Origin of the sequence: Euhalothece natronophila Z-M001, assembly GCF_007904085.1 — a bacterium.
Classification (GTDB): Bacteria; Cyanobacteriota; Cyanobacteriia; order Cyanobacteriales; family Rubidibacteraceae; genus Halothece; species Halothece natronophila.
The window spans coordinates 1,185,687-1,203,209 of sequence record NZ_CP042326.1; the positions used below are offsets into that span (position 1 = coordinate 1,185,687).

A 17,523-nucleotide genomic window follows, 5' to 3' on the forward strand; every position below is an offset into this window, starting at 1 on the left:
AAATGTTGCCATCCCTGATAGCGATCTTATGCTAGAAAACTTACAATTAGTTCTATACCAAGTGCAACAATTAGCTGACCAGTTAGTTTCAGAACAATTAAATCAGCTAACTCCCGTTAGCGTTGGGATTATTTTTGTTGCTGGCTTGCTCACCAGTCTCACTCCTTGTATGCTCTCCATGTTACCCATCACGGTTGGTTATATTGGTGGGTCAGACACCCAAGGGCAAAGCAGTGCCTTATGGAAATCTAGTTGGTTTGCCTTAGGTCTCGCCACTACTTTAGCAGGATTAGGAATTTTTGCTGCAGGGTTTGGACGAGTTTATGGACAAATTGGCATTGGCTTACCGATCATTGTCAGCGCGATCGCGATTATTATGGGATTAAACCTATTAGAGATTATTCCTCTTCGTTTCCCTTCTTTTGGGGGAACACAATGGATTAAAGATGATTTTCCAGCCTCAGTACGCTCCTATTTATTAGGATTAACCTTCGGCTTAGTAGCTTCTCCCTGTAGTACCCCAGTATTAGCTAGTTTACTGGCTTGGGTTGCCAATACACAAGATTTAATTTTAGGGGCTGGACTTTTACTCGCTTATACAGGTGGTTATGTTGCCCCCTTAGTGATTGCTGGAACTTTTACCGCTTCAATTAAAAAGTTCTTAGAATTTCGCCGTTGGGGAAGTTGGATTAGCCCTGTTAGCGGTGCGCTACTCATTGGCTTTGGTGTGTTTTCTCTGTTATTACGATTACCCGTAAATCAATTTTAATTTGGCAATTATATGAGCGATAATACCATAAACCTTAACTTCTCTTGGCTAAAAAAAGGATGGCAAAAATTAATTTCTCGGTTAGCAGATTTGCGTCTTGCCATTATTTTACTGCTCGCGATCGCGCTTTTTAGTGCCACTGGTACAATTATCGAACAAGGGCAATCAGTTTCCTTTTATCAAAACAACTACCCCGAAGAACCCGCAGTATTAGGGTTTCTTTCTTGGCAAGTTATCCTCACTCTGGGCTTAGATCATGTTTACACCACTTGGTGGTTTGTGAGCCTTTTAGTTATCTTTGGGAGTAGTTTAACCGCCTGTAGCTTTACCCGACAAATTCCCACCCTCAAATCAGCCCGACGCTGGCAATATTATAAACGCCCCAGTCAGTTTGAAAAACTTGCCCTCAGTAGTCAGCTGAGTAATATTTCTGTTGATCAACTCATTCCTGAGTTAGAAAAACATAACTACAAAATTTTCCAGGAAGGAAACCAGCTTTATGCCCGCAAAGGAATCATGGGACGTATTGGGCCCATTGTTGTTCATATTAGTATGCTAATTATTTTAATGGGAGCAATTTGGGGCGCGTTTACAGGGTTTATGGCGCAAGAAATGGTTGCTACAGGGGAAACCTTCCAAGTTAAAAATATATTTGAAGCGGGAAAACTATCACAGTCACAAGTTCCTCAAGATTGGAAAGTGAGGGTTAATGATTTCTGGATTGATTATACTAACGAAGGCGCGATCGACCAGTTTTACTCTGATCTCTCTGTGGTAGATCTCGAAGGAAATGAACTCAAGCAAGAAACCATCTACGTTAATCACCCATTGCGCTACGACGGCGTTACTTTTTACCAAACTGATTGGGGCATTTCTGGTGTCAAAGTTCAAATTAATAATAGCCCTGTTTTCCAATTACCCATGGCAAAACTTAATCAAGAGGAAGGTAATCTTTGGGGAACATGGGTTCCAATTAAACCTGACTTAAGTCAAGGGGTTTCCCTTTTAACCCGTGACTTAAAAGGAACATTGCTAGTTTACGATACCAACGGAAAATTAACAGGAGTCGTCCGCCCTGGGATGGAAATTCAAGTCGAAGGAGTAACCCTAAAAGTCTTAGATTTAATCGGTTCAACAGGTTTACAAATTAAAGCAGATCCTGGAATTCCGATTGTTTATACAGGCTTTGGCTTACTCATGGTTGGTGTAATCATGAGTTATATTTCTCATTCTCAAATTTGGGCTCTACAAGAAGGAAACTCCCTTTACTTAGGAGGAAAAACGAATCGCGCTCAAGTAGGCTTAGAAAAAGAATTTATCGAAATCGTTAATACCTTAGAAGAAATATCTCCTCAACTAATCGCCTCTTCAACTTGACGAATCAAGAAAATCTTTATAAAGTTAAGAGAAGTTTAAGCTACAATCTGAACTAAGATATAGTTTATAACTAACTTCTCACTCTATCTTGCTTATTTAAGGTAGAGCTTAATTCGGAAGGTAACTCCAAGGGGGGTGATCCCTCTTTACTACAATTGAAAAAAATTAATACTGAATACACTTTTTATTTGCAATTACTTACGTAGAACTTATGATGGTACAAAAATTCAAATCTCTAACAACTCTAACCGCTAGCTTTGCTGTTTTATTAGGACTTGCTGCGTGTGAACCAGGTGACTTAGATGTGGAAGAGAATGGCATTGACGAAGAAATTGGCGAAGAAGTGGATGAACAACCCGGTGCTGGGGTGCAAGTAACCCCCGCCTACAGTGTTCTTGAAGAGCGCTTTCAGACAGAAATCGTTACCATGGCGCTAGAAGAGCTAGGCTATGACATTGTTGAACCCAGAGAATTAGAATATGCCACCATGCACACCGATATTGCTGGCGGTGGCTTAGACTTTACCGCAGTTCACTGGGAAAAACTACACAGTGAGTACTACTCAGAAGCAGGTGGCGATGACGCTTTTCAACGCATGGGCATCATCGTTGAAGACATGGTGCAAGGGTATCTCATTGACAAGGAAACCGCCGAAGAATATGACATAACCAACCTTGAGGACTTACAAGATCCAGAAATTGCTGAACTCTTTGATACTGATGGTGATGGGTTAGCGAACTTAACTGGCTGTAACCCAGGTTGGGGTTGTGAAACAGTCATTGAGCATCACCTTGATGAATATGAACTGCGGGATACCGTGGAACATGAGCAGGGACAATATATGGCTCTAATGGCAGACACGATTACGCGCTTTGAACAGGACGAACCCATCTTATACTATACTTGGACTCCTCTTTGGGTTAGCTCAGTGTTAACACCAGATGAAGATGTGGTGTGGCTAGAAGTTCCTTATACCTCTCTTCCTGAAGATCAAGATCCAGATGGAGAAATCACTGAAGAGGACACCACAGTGGATGGTAAAAACCTTGGCTTTGCCCTTGACCAAATGTGGGTTCTCGCGAACCGTGATTTTGCAGAAGAGAATCCAGCCGCAGCTGCAGTATTTGAATCAGTGCAAATTCCCATTGACGATATCAACGAACAAAATGAAAGAATGCAGGATGGGGAAGACTCAGAAGCTGATATCACCGCTCATGCTGAAGAATGGGTAGAAGAAAACCAAGATCAGTTTGATGAATGGGTTGCCGAAGCCCGTGAAGCCGCGGAATAGTAATCAATCCCATTTCTCAAAATTTTTGTGAATAGATAATCCCCCTACATGCTTTTATCACAGATGTTAGGGGGATCTAGTATTTTGCCATAAACAGAAGAAAATCAATGCTGAAACCCTTAAAATATTTTCATTGGGAAAAACATTACGAACAATCTTCAATGTTCTCATTCGAGTGTACCGAGCTTAAATAACTATAATTTTTATGGGTTATCTCATCACCTATAGCCCTGCTTATACCCTTGTTCCTACTTATGAATGTTTTAATCGCTGTTCTTACTGTAATTTTCGGACTGATCCGAGAAAAGATACTTGGATTACTTTAGAGGACGCGAAAAAACGGTTACTAGCCTTACAGAGGAAGGGGGTATGGGAAATCTTGATTCTTTCTGGAGAGGTTCATCCTAATTCCTCTCGCCGTCAAAAGTGGTTTCGCCATATTTATCAGTTATGTGAACTGGCTTTAGCGTTAGGATTTCTCCCTCATACGAATGCTGGCCCTCTGAGTTATTCAGAAATGGCACAACTAAAGGAAGTGAATGTATCTATGGGGTTAATGTTAGAACAATTGACTCCTGAGTTATTAAAAACGGTTCATCAACACGCTCCCAGTAAGAAGCCAGAGGTGCGACTGCAACAGTTGTCTTGGGCAGGAGAGTTAAAAATTCCTTTTACCACGGGAATCTTATTAGGAATTGGGGAAACAGAGGAAGATTGGTGGGATAGTCTCAGCGCGATCGCGCAACAGCATCAAACTTACCACCATATCCAAGAAGTCATTTTACAACCCCATCGTCTTGGCAGTAAACAAACCTGGAAAAAAGACGGATTTTACCTCCCAGACTTTCCGAAACTGATTGCGAAAGCCCGTGATATTCTTCCAGAAGACATTGCCATCCAAATTCCCCCGAATTTAATCTCAGATTCCCAATTTTTAATGACCTGTATTGAAGCAGGAGCCACTGATTTAGGGGGGATTGGGGTAATTGATGTGGTTAACCCTGACTATCCGCATTTGCATCCTGATTCTTTACAAGCGATTTTACAAGCAAAGGGATGGACATTACAGCCACGTCTTCCTGTATATCCTCAATACTATGATTGGCTAAGCCCAAAACTGCAAACGGCAGTTAACAATGTTTGTTGACACTGAGTTACAATTCCCATCGCTCAAATTTAGGAGATGTTTTGATTTGAGGTTTCGAGATTAGTGTTTCCCCGTGCTAGCAAGGTTCTTTCATTTGGGATTTTCAGTTTGGATGCTAATTTCAACGCTTCCAGTAATTTGATGAATCGAAAAGTGACATCAGGAAGATAAACGACTTTATCCCCCTCAATCGTAATGCCATGGCGACTTGAAGCAGGAAAGGCGTGATGACAATTATGCCACCCTTCACCTAAAGTTAAAAATGCCACCAACGTATTATTTTGACTATAATCAGTGGTGATAAAGGGTTGTTTTCCAAACAGATGACTAAAAGAGTTGACGGTTTGAACACCATGAAACAATAAGGTTGTACTAACAAAAAAAGCCGCAAGATATTCTAAGCCACCGATACTATAAGAGATTCCTCCCAGTGCGACTAAAGGAAGAAAATGTAATCGATCAATGAGTTTCAAGACAGGATCGTTTTCAGCATCAACGGGAAGTTTTTCGGGGAAAAAGCGAGCAGATAATAACCAACCTCCTTGAGACCACAAAAATCCTTTAATCCCTTGAACTGGGGTAAGAGGAGAATGGGGATCATCATCTTGCTCAACATATTTATGATGAACTAAATGGTGTGCTTTCCACCAATTCGGTCCCATCTGCCCTGCAGATGCTGCTATAATGCAACCTATCCATAAAATGATCTTGGGGGCTTGATAGCTTTTGTGGGTAAGCAGTCGATGATAAATGCTAGTGATACTTAGCATCCGCAACCAATATAGTAAAATGATCCAAATCATTGCTCCCCAAGATAACCCTGTCAACAGTAGAAGTAGTGAACCAAGGTGACTAATAATTATGAAGGTTGGACCAATTAAATAAGACAAAATGACAAGTAAGGGGAACTGATTCATTGATTTAGCGAAAGAGCTGAGAATAATACGAGTACAATTTTAACTGACTCGTTGATAAATGCTAATTAGGAGAACTACTGTGGATTTACCCTCGTTTCTGTGGCTTTGGAAAATTGCGGCTTGGTCAATGGGCTTATCAGTGACTGTTTATGGGATTCTAGCAGGAACTGGCATTGGGTTATACTATTTCCGTCGCCAGAAATCACCACGTCCGCCGTGGCTTCGTCCCTTCCATTACATAATGGGAATCACTTTAGTCATTTTGGTATTATTGCTTTTAAGCATTGGTATTATTGGCACCCTTGGACATTTTGGCAACTTAGGACATTCTCCGCATTTAATCGCTGGCTTAACCGTGGTGGGATTGGTATTATTATCAGCAGGAAGTGCCAGTCAAATTAGTGCCAAACGTCCTAGGATGAGACAGCTTCACGTTACCACAAATGCTGTTTTATTTTTGGCGTTAGCTTATGTGTCTTGGACGGGATGGGATGTGGTGCAAAAGTATTTAGACTAGAAAGAAGAAAGGATTAATAAAGGTAACGATGAGTCATACTGTCATAATTGGTGGGGGAATTATTGGAAGCGCGATCGCGCTCTCTTTAAGAAAACGCGGGGAACAAGTCACAATTGTTAGTCGTCAGCAAGGAGAGGCGGCTGCTTTTGCTGCAGGTGGAATGATCGCCCCCCAAGCCGAAGCTATCCCCCCGAGTCCCTTATTAGACTTATCACTGCGATCGCGCCAATTTTATCCAGATTGGATTAGCGAGTTAGAAGAGATGACGGGATTGGATACGGGGTATGTTCCTTGTGGCATTTTAGCCCCTGTTTATGATCTCAAGGAAACTCAAACTTCTCCCAGCGTTGAACCCGCTACATGGCTAGAACAATCAGATTTAGCGTTTTATCAATCGGGACTCGGTAAAGAAGTTAAGGGCGCCTGGTGGTATCCTGAAGACGCGCAAGTGGATAATCGGGCGTTAATGAAAACACTTACCGCCGCTGCCCAAAAAATGGGAGTAACCTTGCGAGAAGGCGTTACGGTTAAAGGGATTCAAAAACAGAAAGGGGAAATTACCAGGCTAAGAACCACTGCTGGTGATATCAAAGCAGACACCTATGTTTTAGCCACAGGATCATGGGTGAAAGAACTCTTGCCACTTCCAGTGCGCCCAATTAAAGGGCAAATGATGTCGTTACGAATGCCAGAGTCTCCCTATCCCATACAACGGGTTTTATTTGGACCAAATACTTATCTGATTCCCCGTGAAGATGGTAGATTAATCGTTGGGGCAACCGTCGAAGATGTTGGCTGGACAGATAAAAATACTCCCTTGGGGATAAAAACCCTCAGCGATCGCGCGATTCGCTTATACCCAAATTTAGCGGATTGGTCAATTGAGGAAACATGGTGGGGGTATCGTCCCACAACCCCTGATGAATTGCCCATTTTGGGACAATCTGATTACGAAAATCTATTTTTAGCCACAGGACATCATCGCCATGGCATTTTACTCGCCCCCATCACCGCAGAACTCATTGCGGACTTAATCTGTCAGCAAAAAGCTGATCCCCTCTTAGCTCATTTTTCTCCCCAACGCTTCCACAGTAAACAAACTCGTCAATGGTTCACCACTAATTCTATGAATGGTCACAAAAACGGACAAGTTAGCCACCTTTCTTTCCCCACAGAAAGCCAACCCACTGCTTCACAATCAGAGGATAACCCCTTAGTGATTGCTGGTAGAACATTTCAATCGCGGTTACTCACAGGAAGTGGGAAATATCCGACTCCCGAAATTATGCAAGAAAGTATTGCCGCCAGTGGCAGTCAAATTGTGACAGTTGCCGTGCGTCGTGTCCAAAATAACGCCCCCGGACATGAGGGGTTAGCTGAAGCCATTGATTGGAATAAAATCTGGATGTTGCCGAATACCGCAGGCTGTAAAACGGCAGAGGATGCAATTCGGGTCGCGAAATTAGGACGGGAAATGGCAAAGTTATTAGGGCAAGAGGAAAATAATTTTGTCAAGTTAGAAGTGATTCCTGAACCAAAACATTTACTCCCTGATCCCATTGGGACGTTAGAGGCGGCTGAGAAGTTGATAAAAGAAGGATTTGCCGTGTTACCCTATATTAATGCTGATCCTGTACTAGCCAAACGCTTAGAAGAAGTGGGCTGTTCTACAGTGATGCCTTTAGGAGCGCCCATTGGATCAGGACAAGGGATTAAAACAGAAGCCAATGTTCGGATTATTATTGAAGAAGCAAATGTTCCTGTGGTGGTTGATGCAGGGATTGGTAGCCCCAGTGAAGCTGCTTATGCGATGGAGTTGGGAGCCGATGCTTTATTAATTAATAGCGCGATCGCGCTTGCAAAAAATCCTGTAGCCATGGCACGGGCAATGGGATTAGCCACCGAATCAGGACGACTTGCCTATCTTGCTGGGCGCATCCCTATTAAACAGTATGCCAGTGCCAGTTCTCCCACCACAGGATTAGTCGGAACCAGTCATAACCAATCGTAAACTATGGGTATTATTATTTGGGCAATTCTCGGACTCATTGCTGGGACAATCGCCAAAGCCATATATCCCGGCGAACAAAAAACAGGTGTCTTAGGAACAATTTTGTTAGGGATTCTGGGAGCACAACTTGGTGGCTGGGTTGGACGAGAGTTGTTTGATACTAGAACAGCAGACCTTCGTAATTTAACCTTTGCTGAGGTAATTCCGAGTCTTCTTATGGCTATTCTAGGCGCGATCGCGATTATCTTTATTTGGGGCTTATTAACCAAGCCAAGTCGATGAAAATCTTATTATAGTGATTCCAAATAAAAAACAGCAACCTAAAAGTAGTGGGAGCATCTTGCTCCCTAGTAGTAGCCAAGATGGCTGCACTAGGGAACTGAATTGGAACGACTATATGTTCCGTGTTTAGAACTTATGATCAGCCTTGTCAGTGATTTAGCCCTCTACCCGAAATAAAAAATTAATTGAAACTAGCTTTAAGCACTCACTAACCCTTTTATGTTACAATTTCCGAAGATTTTGCCCTAACGTGCAATTAAAACGCCTTATCGCTTAAAAATCGGAGATGTTCCATGACAAATAGTTACGGTGCTGAACAGATACAAGTTCTAGAAGGTCTAGAACCAGTCCGCAAACGCCCTGGGATGTACATTGGTTCCACCGGCCCAAGGGGACTACATCATCTTGTTTATGAAGTCGTGGACAACTCCATTGATGAAGCATTAGCTGGTTATTGTACCCACATTGAAATTGATCTTAACGCAGATGGTTCAGTAACTGTTGCTGATAATGGGCGTGGCATCCCTGTGGAAAAGCATTCCCGCACAGGAAAATCGGCACTAGAAACCGTAATGACCGTTCTCCACGCTGGTGGTAAATTTGGTGGTGGTGGCTATAAAGTTTCAGGAGGGTTACACGGCGTTGGGGTTTCTGTGGTTAATGCCCTTTCTGAGTGGGTAGAAGTCACCGTTAGACGGGAACAAACCGCTTATAAACAACGCTACGAACGGGGAATTGCTGTTAGTGAACTGCAAAGTGAATCTGATCCCAGTCCAGAGACAGGAACTTTAATCAGCTTTCTTCCTGATCAGGAAATCTTTACAGAAAGCATTGAGTTTGACTATAACACCCTTGCTGGGCGATTAAGAGAACTTGCCTACCTTAACGCTGGGGTAAAAATTACTTTTGCTGATCATCGTAACTCCGAACAGCCACGCAGTGAAACCTATTGTTATGAAGGGGGAATTAAAGAATATGTTGCCTACATGGTAGGAGAAAAACAACCCCTCCACAAAGACATTATTTATGTAGAAGGAGAAAAAGAAGGAGTCCAAGTTGAAGTTGCCTTTCAGTGGTGCATTGATGCCTATAGCGATACGATTTTAGGCTTTGCTAATAATATCCGCACCGTTGATGGCGGAACGCACTTAGAAGGCTTAAAAACCGTCTTAACGCGGACAATGAATAGTATTGCCCGTAAGCGGAATAAATTAAAAGAAAATGACGCTAACCTTGCAGGGGAAAATATCCGAGAAGGGTTAACCGCGGTTATTTCTGTCAAAGTTCCCGAGCCCGAATTTGAAGGACAAACCAAGACCAAGTTAGGCAATACTGAAGTAAGAGGAATTGTTGATTCTTTAGTTAGCGAAACCCTCACTGAGTATCTAGATTTCAATCCTAGTGTTGCCGATGCTATTTTAGAAAAAGCGGTGCAAGCCTTCAAAGCTGCCGAAGCCGCCCGACGGGCAAGAGAATTAGTCCGCCGCAAGTCAGTTTTAGAATCATCTCCCCTACCCGGTAAACTCGCTGATTGTAGTTCCCGTGATCCTGCTGAGTCAGAAATCTTCATTGTGGAAGGTGACAGCGCTGGAGGCTGTTTTGATGGAGATACTAAAGTTGCCCTTGCTGATGGACGCAGTTTAAGTTTTAAGCAACTGGTGGCTGAAGAGGCAGCAGGAAAACAAAACTTCTGTTATACCATTCGTAAAGATGGCGCGATCGCGCTAGAGAAAATTATTAATGCTCGCAGAACCAAGGTCAATGCGAAAGTCATTAAGGTGACATTAGATAATGGGGAAACCATCATTTGCACTCCAGATCATCCCTTCATGTTACGGGATGGCAGTTATAAAGCCGCAGCCAAACTAACGGCTGATGATGCGTTAATGAGTTCTCAGCAAAAGAGTTTTCCTAATCCCGTGGCAAAAAATGTCTTAACTTTGCAATCAACTGTCCTGACTAAAGGGGAAACTCAAAAAAGAACAACCGCCGTCCTCGATACACATCCTCATGTCATCGCCATAGAAACACTACAAGAAACCAGAGATGTCTATGATATTGAAGTTCCCCATACTCATAACTTTGCCTTAGCCAGTGGCGTTTTTGTTCATAACAGTGCTAAACAAGGACGAGACAGACGCTTTCAAGCCATTCTGCCGCTACGGGGGAAAATCCTCAATATTGAGAAAACCGACGATAGCAAAATTTATAAAAATAACGAAATCCAATCTTTGATTACCGCCTTAGGGTTAGGGGTAAAAGGGGAAGAATTTGATGTTTCTCAACTGCGTTACCATCGCTCAGTGATCATGACTGACGCTGATGTTGATGGAGCGCACATCAGAACCTTGCTTTTAACCTTCTTCTACCGTTATCAACGGGCGTTAATTGAACAAGGGTATGTCTATATTGCTTGTCCGCCTTTGTATAAAGTAGAACGGGGAAAACAGCATTACTACTGTTACAGCGATCGCGAAATGGAAAATTTAGTGCGAGAGTTCCCAAGTAATGCCAATTACACCCTGCAACGGTTTAAGGGGTTAGGAGAAATGATGCCCTTACAACTGTGGGAAACGACGATGAATCCAGAAACTCGAACCCTAAAACGCGTCCAAATTGAAGATGCAGCGGAAGCAGATAAAATATTTAGTATCTTAATGGGCGATCGCGTTGCCCCTCGTCGGGAGTTTATCGAAACGGAAGGGCCAAAACTGAACCTCACGGAGTTAGACATTTAAATCGAAATGTACAATTAACAGAGTACACTTTTTGATTTTTATCGGTTATTGGTTAATTCTTAACAAATTGACCAATGTCCGTTGCTGAGTTATGGTACAACGTTACGTCCGAGTAAAAACGACGCAAGCACAAACCTATTACGGGCTATTACAGCTTGATCGCAGCGTGCAAGTCTTGGATGCCCCAGCTTGGATAGGGGGGCAACCCACGGACTTAAAACTCGAACCAGAAACTTATCAACTCCTTTCCCCTTGTGCGCCGACAAAGGTGATAGCAGTGGGAAAAAATTATCAACAACACGCGACAGAAATGGGGGGAGAAGTTCCCCAAGAACCTTTAATTTTTCTCAAACCCCCTACTGCCGTTACTGCCCATCAAAAGCCCATTTATTATCCCCCAGTTAGCCAACGGGTTGACTACGAGGGAGAATTAGCCCTAGTCATTGGAGAAAGAACCCATCAATGTCCCCCAGAACAGGCAAGAAGCCGCATTTGGGGCTATACCATTGCTAATGATGTCACCGCCCGCGATTTACAAAAAAAAGATGGTCAATGGACACGGGCAAAAGGCTTTGATAGTTTTTGCCCTTTAGGCCCTTGGATTGTAAGAGATTTAAATACAGCTGCCAAGTTACAAACGTTTGTCAACGAAGAAACTGAACCGAGGCAAGCGGCGTTTTTAAATGAGATGGTCTTTTCTGTAGAAATGTTGCTATCCTACATTTCTGAAATTATGACCTTAGCGCCGGGGGACGTAATTTTAACCGGAACCCCACAAGGAATTGGGCCAATGCAAATCAGCGATCGCGTTCGGATCGAAATAGAAGGCATTGGCTCATTAGAAAATCATCTCATTAACTCAGATTTCCCTAAAAAATAGTTTTTTTTCACTAGCGAACTTGTCCATGAACTGCCTCAGAGATAGCAGGAATTTCCGCATAAATGCCCCGTGCTGATTGGACAATTCCATAAACAACTATGGCTAAAGTGCCAATAAAAATAGTATTAAAGAGGGTTTGTATTAATAATCCTCCTCCGCCTCCAAGGTTTAGAATTTGAGTGGCAAAGCGAATTAAAATTAATAAAATATCAATGAGAATTGCCTGCATCGTATTAAAGCGAATAAAGTGAGGAATATTTTCATTTCTCACCACTGCTAAAATTAAAACAAAGAAAACAATCAGCCCCGCAAAAGGAAACCGATAAATAGCTAGCACTGGTTGTAAAGGAAGATAGATGATGCTAATAATTGGAAATTGTCTAAATAAAAAGGCCCCAAATGGCACGACATAAACTAGCGGTAAAATGTAAGGCAAAGCGGCAAAAAATCGGTTTTGGATTTCGGTGTTTCCACGTCCAGCCATATTATTAAGTCCTTGATCTTATTGTGATTTTAGTGTTACAGTGTCTTGGCTTGGGGATTGGAGGTTAGCCAATCGAAACCCCATTTGACATTCATAGAGTTCCGGTTGTTGGTTATTTAAGTATCTTAAAGCACGTCCACAACCAAGGTGTCCTTTTCGCCAGCGGGGAAGTCCGCTATGATCCGCTAATAAGCAATTTTGACAAACTTGCTTTGGTGATAGAATTTGCTCTTCTAATAAGACGACTAACATAACTTTTCCTCCCAAAATCTCCCCAAGACGAGAAAATTAACTCTGTATAGTTAATCGGGTGATACTTCCATTCTAGAAGACACAAAACAGATGAGAACATTAATTGTTGCCACCAGTAACCCTGGCAAACTCGCTGAAATGCAGAACTATCTTGCCTCCCTAAACAGCTGGGAATTAGCTCTCAAGCCCCCAGACTTGGAGGTAGAAGAAACGGGAACTACCTTTATGGAAAATGCTCGCTTAAAAGCAAAAACTGTGGCAAAGGCGACCAAAAACTGCGCGATCGCTGATGATTCTGGTTTAGCCGTGGAAGCCCTCAATGGCGCACCTGGGATTTATTCGGCTAGATATGCGGATACTGATGAAGAACGGATCGCCCGCGTTTTGCGAGAATTAGGAGATAGTAGTAATCGGAAAGCCAAATTTGTCTGTGCCTGCGCGATCGCGCTTCCAGATGGCAAAATTGCCTTAGAGAAAGAAGGAATCTGTGAAGGAGAAATCCTTACTACCCCTCGCGGAAACAATGGATTTGGCTATGATCCTATCTTCTATGTTCCCAGTGTGCAAAAAACTTTTGCCGAAATGGATGCTGAGCTTAAGAAAAAATTAAGCCATCGCGGTCAAGCCTTTGCTGCTCTTTTTCCAGAAATTTTAACAATTGCTGACAAAGAGGGAGCAGGTAACCCCACCCCCTAACATCACTTAAACCGCGTCTAAGTTCTTTTCCCCTGTGCGAATACGAACAATTTCATCCACAGGAGAAACAAATATCTTGCCATCACCAATTTCACCGGTGCGAGCCGCATTGATAATTTTATCAACAACAGTTTCCACCTGATCTTCTTCGATGACAATTTCGATTTTGAGCTTTTGTAGGAACTCAACGGTATATTCAGAGCCACGATAGCGTTCAGTTTGCCCTTTTTGGCGACCAAAGCCACGAACTTCCGAAACCGTCATTCCCACAACCCCAGCGTTAACAAGGGCAATTTTGACTTCATCCAGCTTAAATGGCCGAATAATTGCTTCTACTTTTTTCAAAGTGATATCTCCTTAGTTTGGATTTCAAAACAACAGTGTGAGTTGTAATTAATAACTGTTAAAGTACGATAACAGATAAGGAATTGAACTAGTATCAGATTAAAATCCTCCTGTGATTAAGAAGGTCATCCTTAACTAGTCCTATCTATCATTATCCGTAACGTTTTTTTTGTTACTTTGACTACACTTTGCTACAATTATCGCTTCTCAGCAAGATTGATGGGGGAATTAGCAATTATCTTTAACAGAGATTAAGACATTTCAAGCAGTTAGTACAAGCCATAAGGGAATTCTTGCTTTACAATGCATTTAGTAAAGCCTCTCCCATTTCTTGGCAACCCACGAATGTCATCCCCTCTGACATAATATCGCCAGTGCGATAACCTTGATCTAACACCTGAAAGACCGCCTGTTCCATTAAGTCTGCTGCAGTGGGTTCGTCTAGCCCATAACGAAGCATCATCGCTGCACTTAATACTTGCGCTAAAGGGTTCGCTTTATCTTGTCCAGCAATGTCAGGTGCTGATCCATGTACAGGTTCAAAAACTGCAGGTTTTCCTTCTCCCATACTTGCTGAGGGCAACATACCAATGCTTCCTGTTAGCATAGCTGCTGCATCTGAAAGGATATCACCAAATAAATTTCCCGTTACAATCGTGTCGAACTGTTTAGGAGCGCGAACCAATTGCATGGCGGCATTATCGACATACAGGTGAGACAGTTCAATATCTGGGTAAGAGGTAGCTAGAGCAGTTACGCGATCGCGCCACAATTGGGACACTTCTAACACATTGGCTTTATCCACAGAACATAATCGTTTGTTCCGTTTCTGAGCAATTTCAAAAGCCACTTTAGCAATCCGATCAATTTCGTGATCACTATAAGCCATCGTATTCACACCGCGTTGTTCTCCTGTCTCGGTAGCAAATACTCCTTTTGGCTGTCCAAAATACACCCCTCCTGTTAACTCGCGTACTACCATAATATCCACCCCCTCGACTATTTCTGGTTTTAAGGTAGAACTACCAATCAGTTGAGGAAAAATTTTAGCTGGACGTAAATTAGCAAATAAGCCTAACCCTGAACGTAAACCTAATAATCCTGTTTCTGGGCGTTGCTGACGGGGTAAATTATCCCATTTATAACCACCAATCGCCGCGAGTAACACAGCATCACTGTTACGACAAGTTTCGAGGGTTTCCTGTGGGAGCGGCTCTCCTGTTTCGTCAATCGCGGCTCCTCCCATCAGAGCTTCCGAGAATTGAAACTTGAGGTTACATTTTTTCCCCACTGCTTCTAAAATTTGAATAGTTACTCCAATAATTTCGGGGCCAATTCCGTCACCTGGTAAAAGTGTAATTTTATAAGTCATAACTTTAGTCTCATCTTGTATCTATAGGAAGAACTAAGCTGCTATCTTACAAGATTATTGCGCCTGATCTCGATGCGAGAGAAAAAGCCTGCTCAAGAATCGCGATCGCGAACTAGCCACCGATTTAGAAGTTGATGAAGACCTAATACCAGATTAAGAAAATATTGTTACAGTTAGCCCTTGTTCGTTGGTAGTCATTTTTATTCAAATAGAGTCACAATGATAAAGTGTTTGAGATAATGAATTTATGTTATCATTGATTTAATGTTTTGATCTAAACAACTTTCTAGACTTGATCTAGTGTAACAAAACTAGAGAAAAAACGTCACTAAGCAAGATAACCCTAACCATAAGCCACTAAAAAATGAAATACCTAAATGTTTACTTATCCCACCTTCCCCCCTGAATAGAATAGCTGAAGCACAGCGTGAAGATTGGGCGGAGTGATATGCAACTAGAGTTTTGAAATTTAATACAACTTAAAAACTATATCGTTATAAACAGAAGGTAACCAGTGGCAGTGGTGGCGAAATTTATATTTGGCAAGGCATTGAATTCCCATATGTTCAAATTATCCAGATGTAGATTGTGGAACTTAACTTGATTCGACAAGAGATTAATGAACTGACTCTTGTCAGCAAAGACCCAAACACACTTATACAAACCCTACTGGAAATAATTAGCCAACGTTTACAAATACAAGTAGGGTTATGGATTCCGTTGGAGAACTTTCCCAATGTTAGCTATGACACCCTTAATTTGCTTGATAGTTCCCAGTTAGCGAGCTTAGAAGAATCTATAAAAATCATTTTATTGAGTAATTCCAGTTCAGAACCTGAAAAAAAACGAAGCGTTTTAGCTTATCTACAGGAAAATTTTGATTTACCTTACTGGGAAATTTGTCCTATCTCAGCTGTGGATTCTCAAGGATGGTTAATTCTTGGTAGTAAATGGAACCTTGGCTGGAATCACCAATTAGAGGAAACTTTAGCAACTCCCTTCTGTCTAGCAATCAAAACAGCAAAACTACAGTATCAAACCCAGAAAAATGAACGTTACAAGCGACTGCAACAACAAGTAATTGAGGTAATTCATAATTCCCAAGATTTAGAAACAATTTTACAAAGCGCGATCGCGGACACAGCCCAAGCCCTTAATGTTACCCGTGGAGTAGTATTTATGCTACGCTACAGCGAGCCAACCTTTAGCAGTCGTCGTCAGTTTAGCAATCCTGATATTACAGTTCAAGGATTAACTCAATGGGCGCAAACCTCAGAATTAGAAACCGAATTAACTTCATTTCCACTAACAGAAAGTGCAAATTTTCTTCAAGCGTGGCAACAAGCTCCTACTCCATTAAGCTTAATTTCTCTGTCAAATCAATCCACAGAGCCCTCTTGCTTAAAAATGCCTTATTCAATGCCAAGTTGGCTGATTACTCCTTTAATGGGAACCAGTCGCGGTAACCCTGACTCGCAAATGGTGCTAGGATTGCTACTTTTGCAAAATCAAACAATACGAAAGTGGCAACAAGAAGAACAGGAAATCGTAAGTTGGGTAAGCACTCAAGCGAGCACTGCCATTATTCATAATAAAACCCTACAACGAGTCCAATCTTTGGTAGATGAGCGAACTAGTCAATTACAGCGAAGTTTAGATGTACAGGCAAAACTTTATGAAACCAGTCGTCATCAAGTACAGCAACTTGAGGAGTTAAATCAACTGAAAGATGACTTTTTAGCCACTATTAGCCATGAGCTAAACACTCCTTTAGCAACGATGAAAATGGCAATTCAAATGTTACAAAAACCTGAACTGTCACCAGAGCGTCAGAGAGTCTATCTCAATATACTAGATCAAGAATGGCAACGAGAACATAATTTAATTAAAGACCTTTTAACTCTCCAGAAGATCGATAATGAAGGGCTTTCTTTGCAGGTACAATCAATTTATCTCAAAGAGCTTTTAACCTCACTTGGAGAAGAAATGACCACGAAATGGCAAAGGAAAAACTTAGGCTTTATTCTCAATGATGAGACGAATTTAGCAGAAGAGGAGGTACTCCAGCTATATAGTGATCTCGAAAGTGTAAGGCGAGTCTTTGCAGAGTTAATGAACAATGCAGGGAAGTATTCTAGTGAACAGACAACCGTTGAAGTGGTCATTTCACAATCAGATTATCATTGGATTATGATCAGTGTCAGCAATATCGGTCATGGTATCTCTCCAGCAGAACAGGGTTATATATTTGAGCGGTTTCGACGGGGAAAAGGTGCTACACAAAAAGCGATTCCGGGAACAGGGTTAGGGTTAGCATTGGTAAAATCTTTAGTAGAGCATCTTCATGGCACTATTGATGTGGATAGTGAATATAGTGCTGATGGACTTGGGAAGACAACATTCTATGTTACGCTTCCAAAATCACTTAATAACGTTTGATCAAAA

16 protein-coding genes are annotated in these 17,523 nt (G+C 42.0%); 11 read left to right on the forward strand and 5 right to left on the reverse strand.

Features of this window, described 5'->3' with window-relative positions; genetic code table 11:
* The first annotated feature begins 28 nt into the window (after positions 1-28).
* From FRE64_RS05605 to cofG, 4 genes are all read left to right on the forward strand, one after another.
* Entirely contained in the window at positions 29-769 is a 741-nt protein-coding gene (locus tag FRE64_RS05605) for a cytochrome c biogenesis protein CcdA (protein ID WP_146295046.1), read from the forward strand.
* Positions 770-781: 12 nt separating this feature from the next.
* On the forward strand, positions 782-2,146 hold the full coding sequence (locus FRE64_RS05610) for a cytochrome c biogenesis protein (protein ID WP_146295047.1): 1,365 nt from the start codon (positions 782-784) through the stop codon (positions 2,144-2,146).
* A gap of 211 nt (positions 2,147-2,357) precedes the next feature.
* Positions 2,358-3,437, forward strand: coding sequence for a glycine betaine/L-proline ABC transporter substrate-binding protein ProX (gene proX / locus FRE64_RS05615; protein ID WP_146295048.1), 1,080 nt, complete (start codon positions 2,358-2,360; stop codon positions 3,435-3,437).
* Positions 3,438-3,642: 205 nt separating this feature from the next.
* Entirely contained in the window at positions 3,643-4,584 is a 942-nt protein-coding gene (gene cofG, locus FRE64_RS05620) for a 7,8-didemethyl-8-hydroxy-5-deazariboflavin synthase subunit CofG (protein ID WP_146295049.1), read from the forward strand.
* 29 nt (positions 4,585-4,613) lie between these two features.
* Here cofG and FRE64_RS05625 read toward each other — a convergent pair whose 3' ends face one another.
* Positions 4,614-5,387, reverse strand: a complete 774-nt coding sequence (locus tag FRE64_RS05625; RefSeq protein ID WP_222597866.1) for an acyl-CoA desaturase — start codon at positions 5,385-5,387, stop codon at positions 4,614-4,616.
* Positions 5,388-5,580: 193 nt separating this feature from the next.
* Here FRE64_RS05625 and FRE64_RS05630 point away from each other — a divergent pair, with 193 nt between their 5' ends.
* From FRE64_RS05630 to FRE64_RS05650, 5 genes are all read left to right on the forward strand, one after another.
* Positions 5,581-6,018, forward strand: a complete 438-nt coding sequence (locus tag FRE64_RS05630; protein ID WP_146295051.1) for a DUF4079 domain-containing protein — start codon at positions 5,581-5,583, stop codon at positions 6,016-6,018.
* A gap of 28 nt (positions 6,019-6,046) precedes the next feature.
* The gene (thiO, locus tag FRE64_RS18075; protein ID WP_146295052.1) at positions 6,047-8,029 is read left to right on the forward strand and encodes a glycine oxidase ThiO; all 1,983 of its coding nucleotides are present in this window, start codon (positions 6,047-6,049) and stop codon (positions 8,027-8,029) included.
* A 3-nt stretch (positions 8,030-8,032) separates the two neighbouring features.
* A complete protein-coding gene (locus FRE64_RS05640) occupies positions 8,033-8,311 on the forward strand; it encodes a GlsB/YeaQ/YmgE family stress response membrane protein (RefSeq protein ID WP_146295053.1) in 279 nt (92 codons plus the stop codon).
* A gap of 293 nt (positions 8,312-8,604) precedes the next feature.
* Complete coding sequence (gene gyrB / locus FRE64_RS05645) at positions 8,605-11,049, forward strand: DNA topoisomerase (ATP-hydrolyzing) subunit B (RefSeq protein WP_146295054.1); 2,445 nt, start codon at positions 8,605-8,607, stop codon at positions 11,047-11,049.
* Between the two features lie 91 nt (positions 11,050-11,140).
* The gene (locus FRE64_RS05650) at positions 11,141-11,929 is read left to right on the forward strand and encodes a fumarylacetoacetate hydrolase family protein (protein WP_146295055.1); all 789 of its coding nucleotides are present in this window, start codon (positions 11,141-11,143) and stop codon (positions 11,927-11,929) included.
* 10 nt (positions 11,930-11,939) lie between these two features.
* On the opposite strand, the gene FRE64_RS05655 is transcribed toward FRE64_RS05650, so the two are convergent.
* Entirely contained in the window at positions 11,940-12,413 is a 474-nt protein-coding gene (locus FRE64_RS05655) for a Tic20 family protein (RefSeq protein WP_146295056.1), read from the reverse strand.
* Positions 12,414-12,431: 18 nt separating this feature from the next.
* The gene (locus tag FRE64_RS05660; protein ID WP_146295057.1) at positions 12,432-12,665 is read right to left on the reverse strand and encodes a hypothetical protein; all 234 of its coding nucleotides are present in this window, start codon (positions 12,663-12,665) and stop codon (positions 12,432-12,434) included.
* A 90-nt stretch (positions 12,666-12,755) separates the two neighbouring features.
* On the opposite strand from FRE64_RS05660, the gene rdgB reads away from it, so the two are divergent.
* Positions 12,756-13,361 carry an RdgB/HAM1 family non-canonical purine NTP pyrophosphatase gene (gene rdgB / locus FRE64_RS05665; protein ID WP_146295058.1) on the forward strand — a complete coding sequence of 202 codons (606 nt, stop codon included), beginning with the start codon at positions 12,756-12,758 and terminating at the stop codon, positions 13,359-13,361.
* Positions 13,362-13,367: 6 nt separating this feature from the next.
* On the opposite strand, the gene FRE64_RS05670 is transcribed toward rdgB, so the two are convergent.
* Both FRE64_RS05670 and leuB read right to left on the reverse strand, forming a co-directional pair.
* Positions 13,368-13,706 carry a P-II family nitrogen regulator gene (locus tag FRE64_RS05670; protein WP_146295059.1) on the reverse strand — a complete coding sequence of 113 codons (339 nt, stop codon included), beginning with the start codon at positions 13,704-13,706 and terminating at the stop codon, positions 13,368-13,370.
* 298 nt (positions 13,707-14,004) lie between these two features.
* On the reverse strand, positions 14,005-15,078 hold the full coding sequence (gene leuB, locus FRE64_RS05675) for a 3-isopropylmalate dehydrogenase (RefSeq protein WP_146295060.1): 1,074 nt from the start codon (positions 15,076-15,078) through the stop codon (positions 14,005-14,007).
* Between the two features lie 588 nt (positions 15,079-15,666).
* Here leuB and FRE64_RS05680 point away from each other — a divergent pair.
* Complete coding sequence (locus FRE64_RS05680) at positions 15,667-17,517, forward strand: GAF domain-containing sensor histidine kinase (RefSeq protein ID WP_146295061.1); 1,851 nt, start codon at positions 15,667-15,669, stop codon at positions 17,515-17,517.
* The last annotated feature ends 6 nt before the right edge of the window (positions 17,518-17,523 follow it).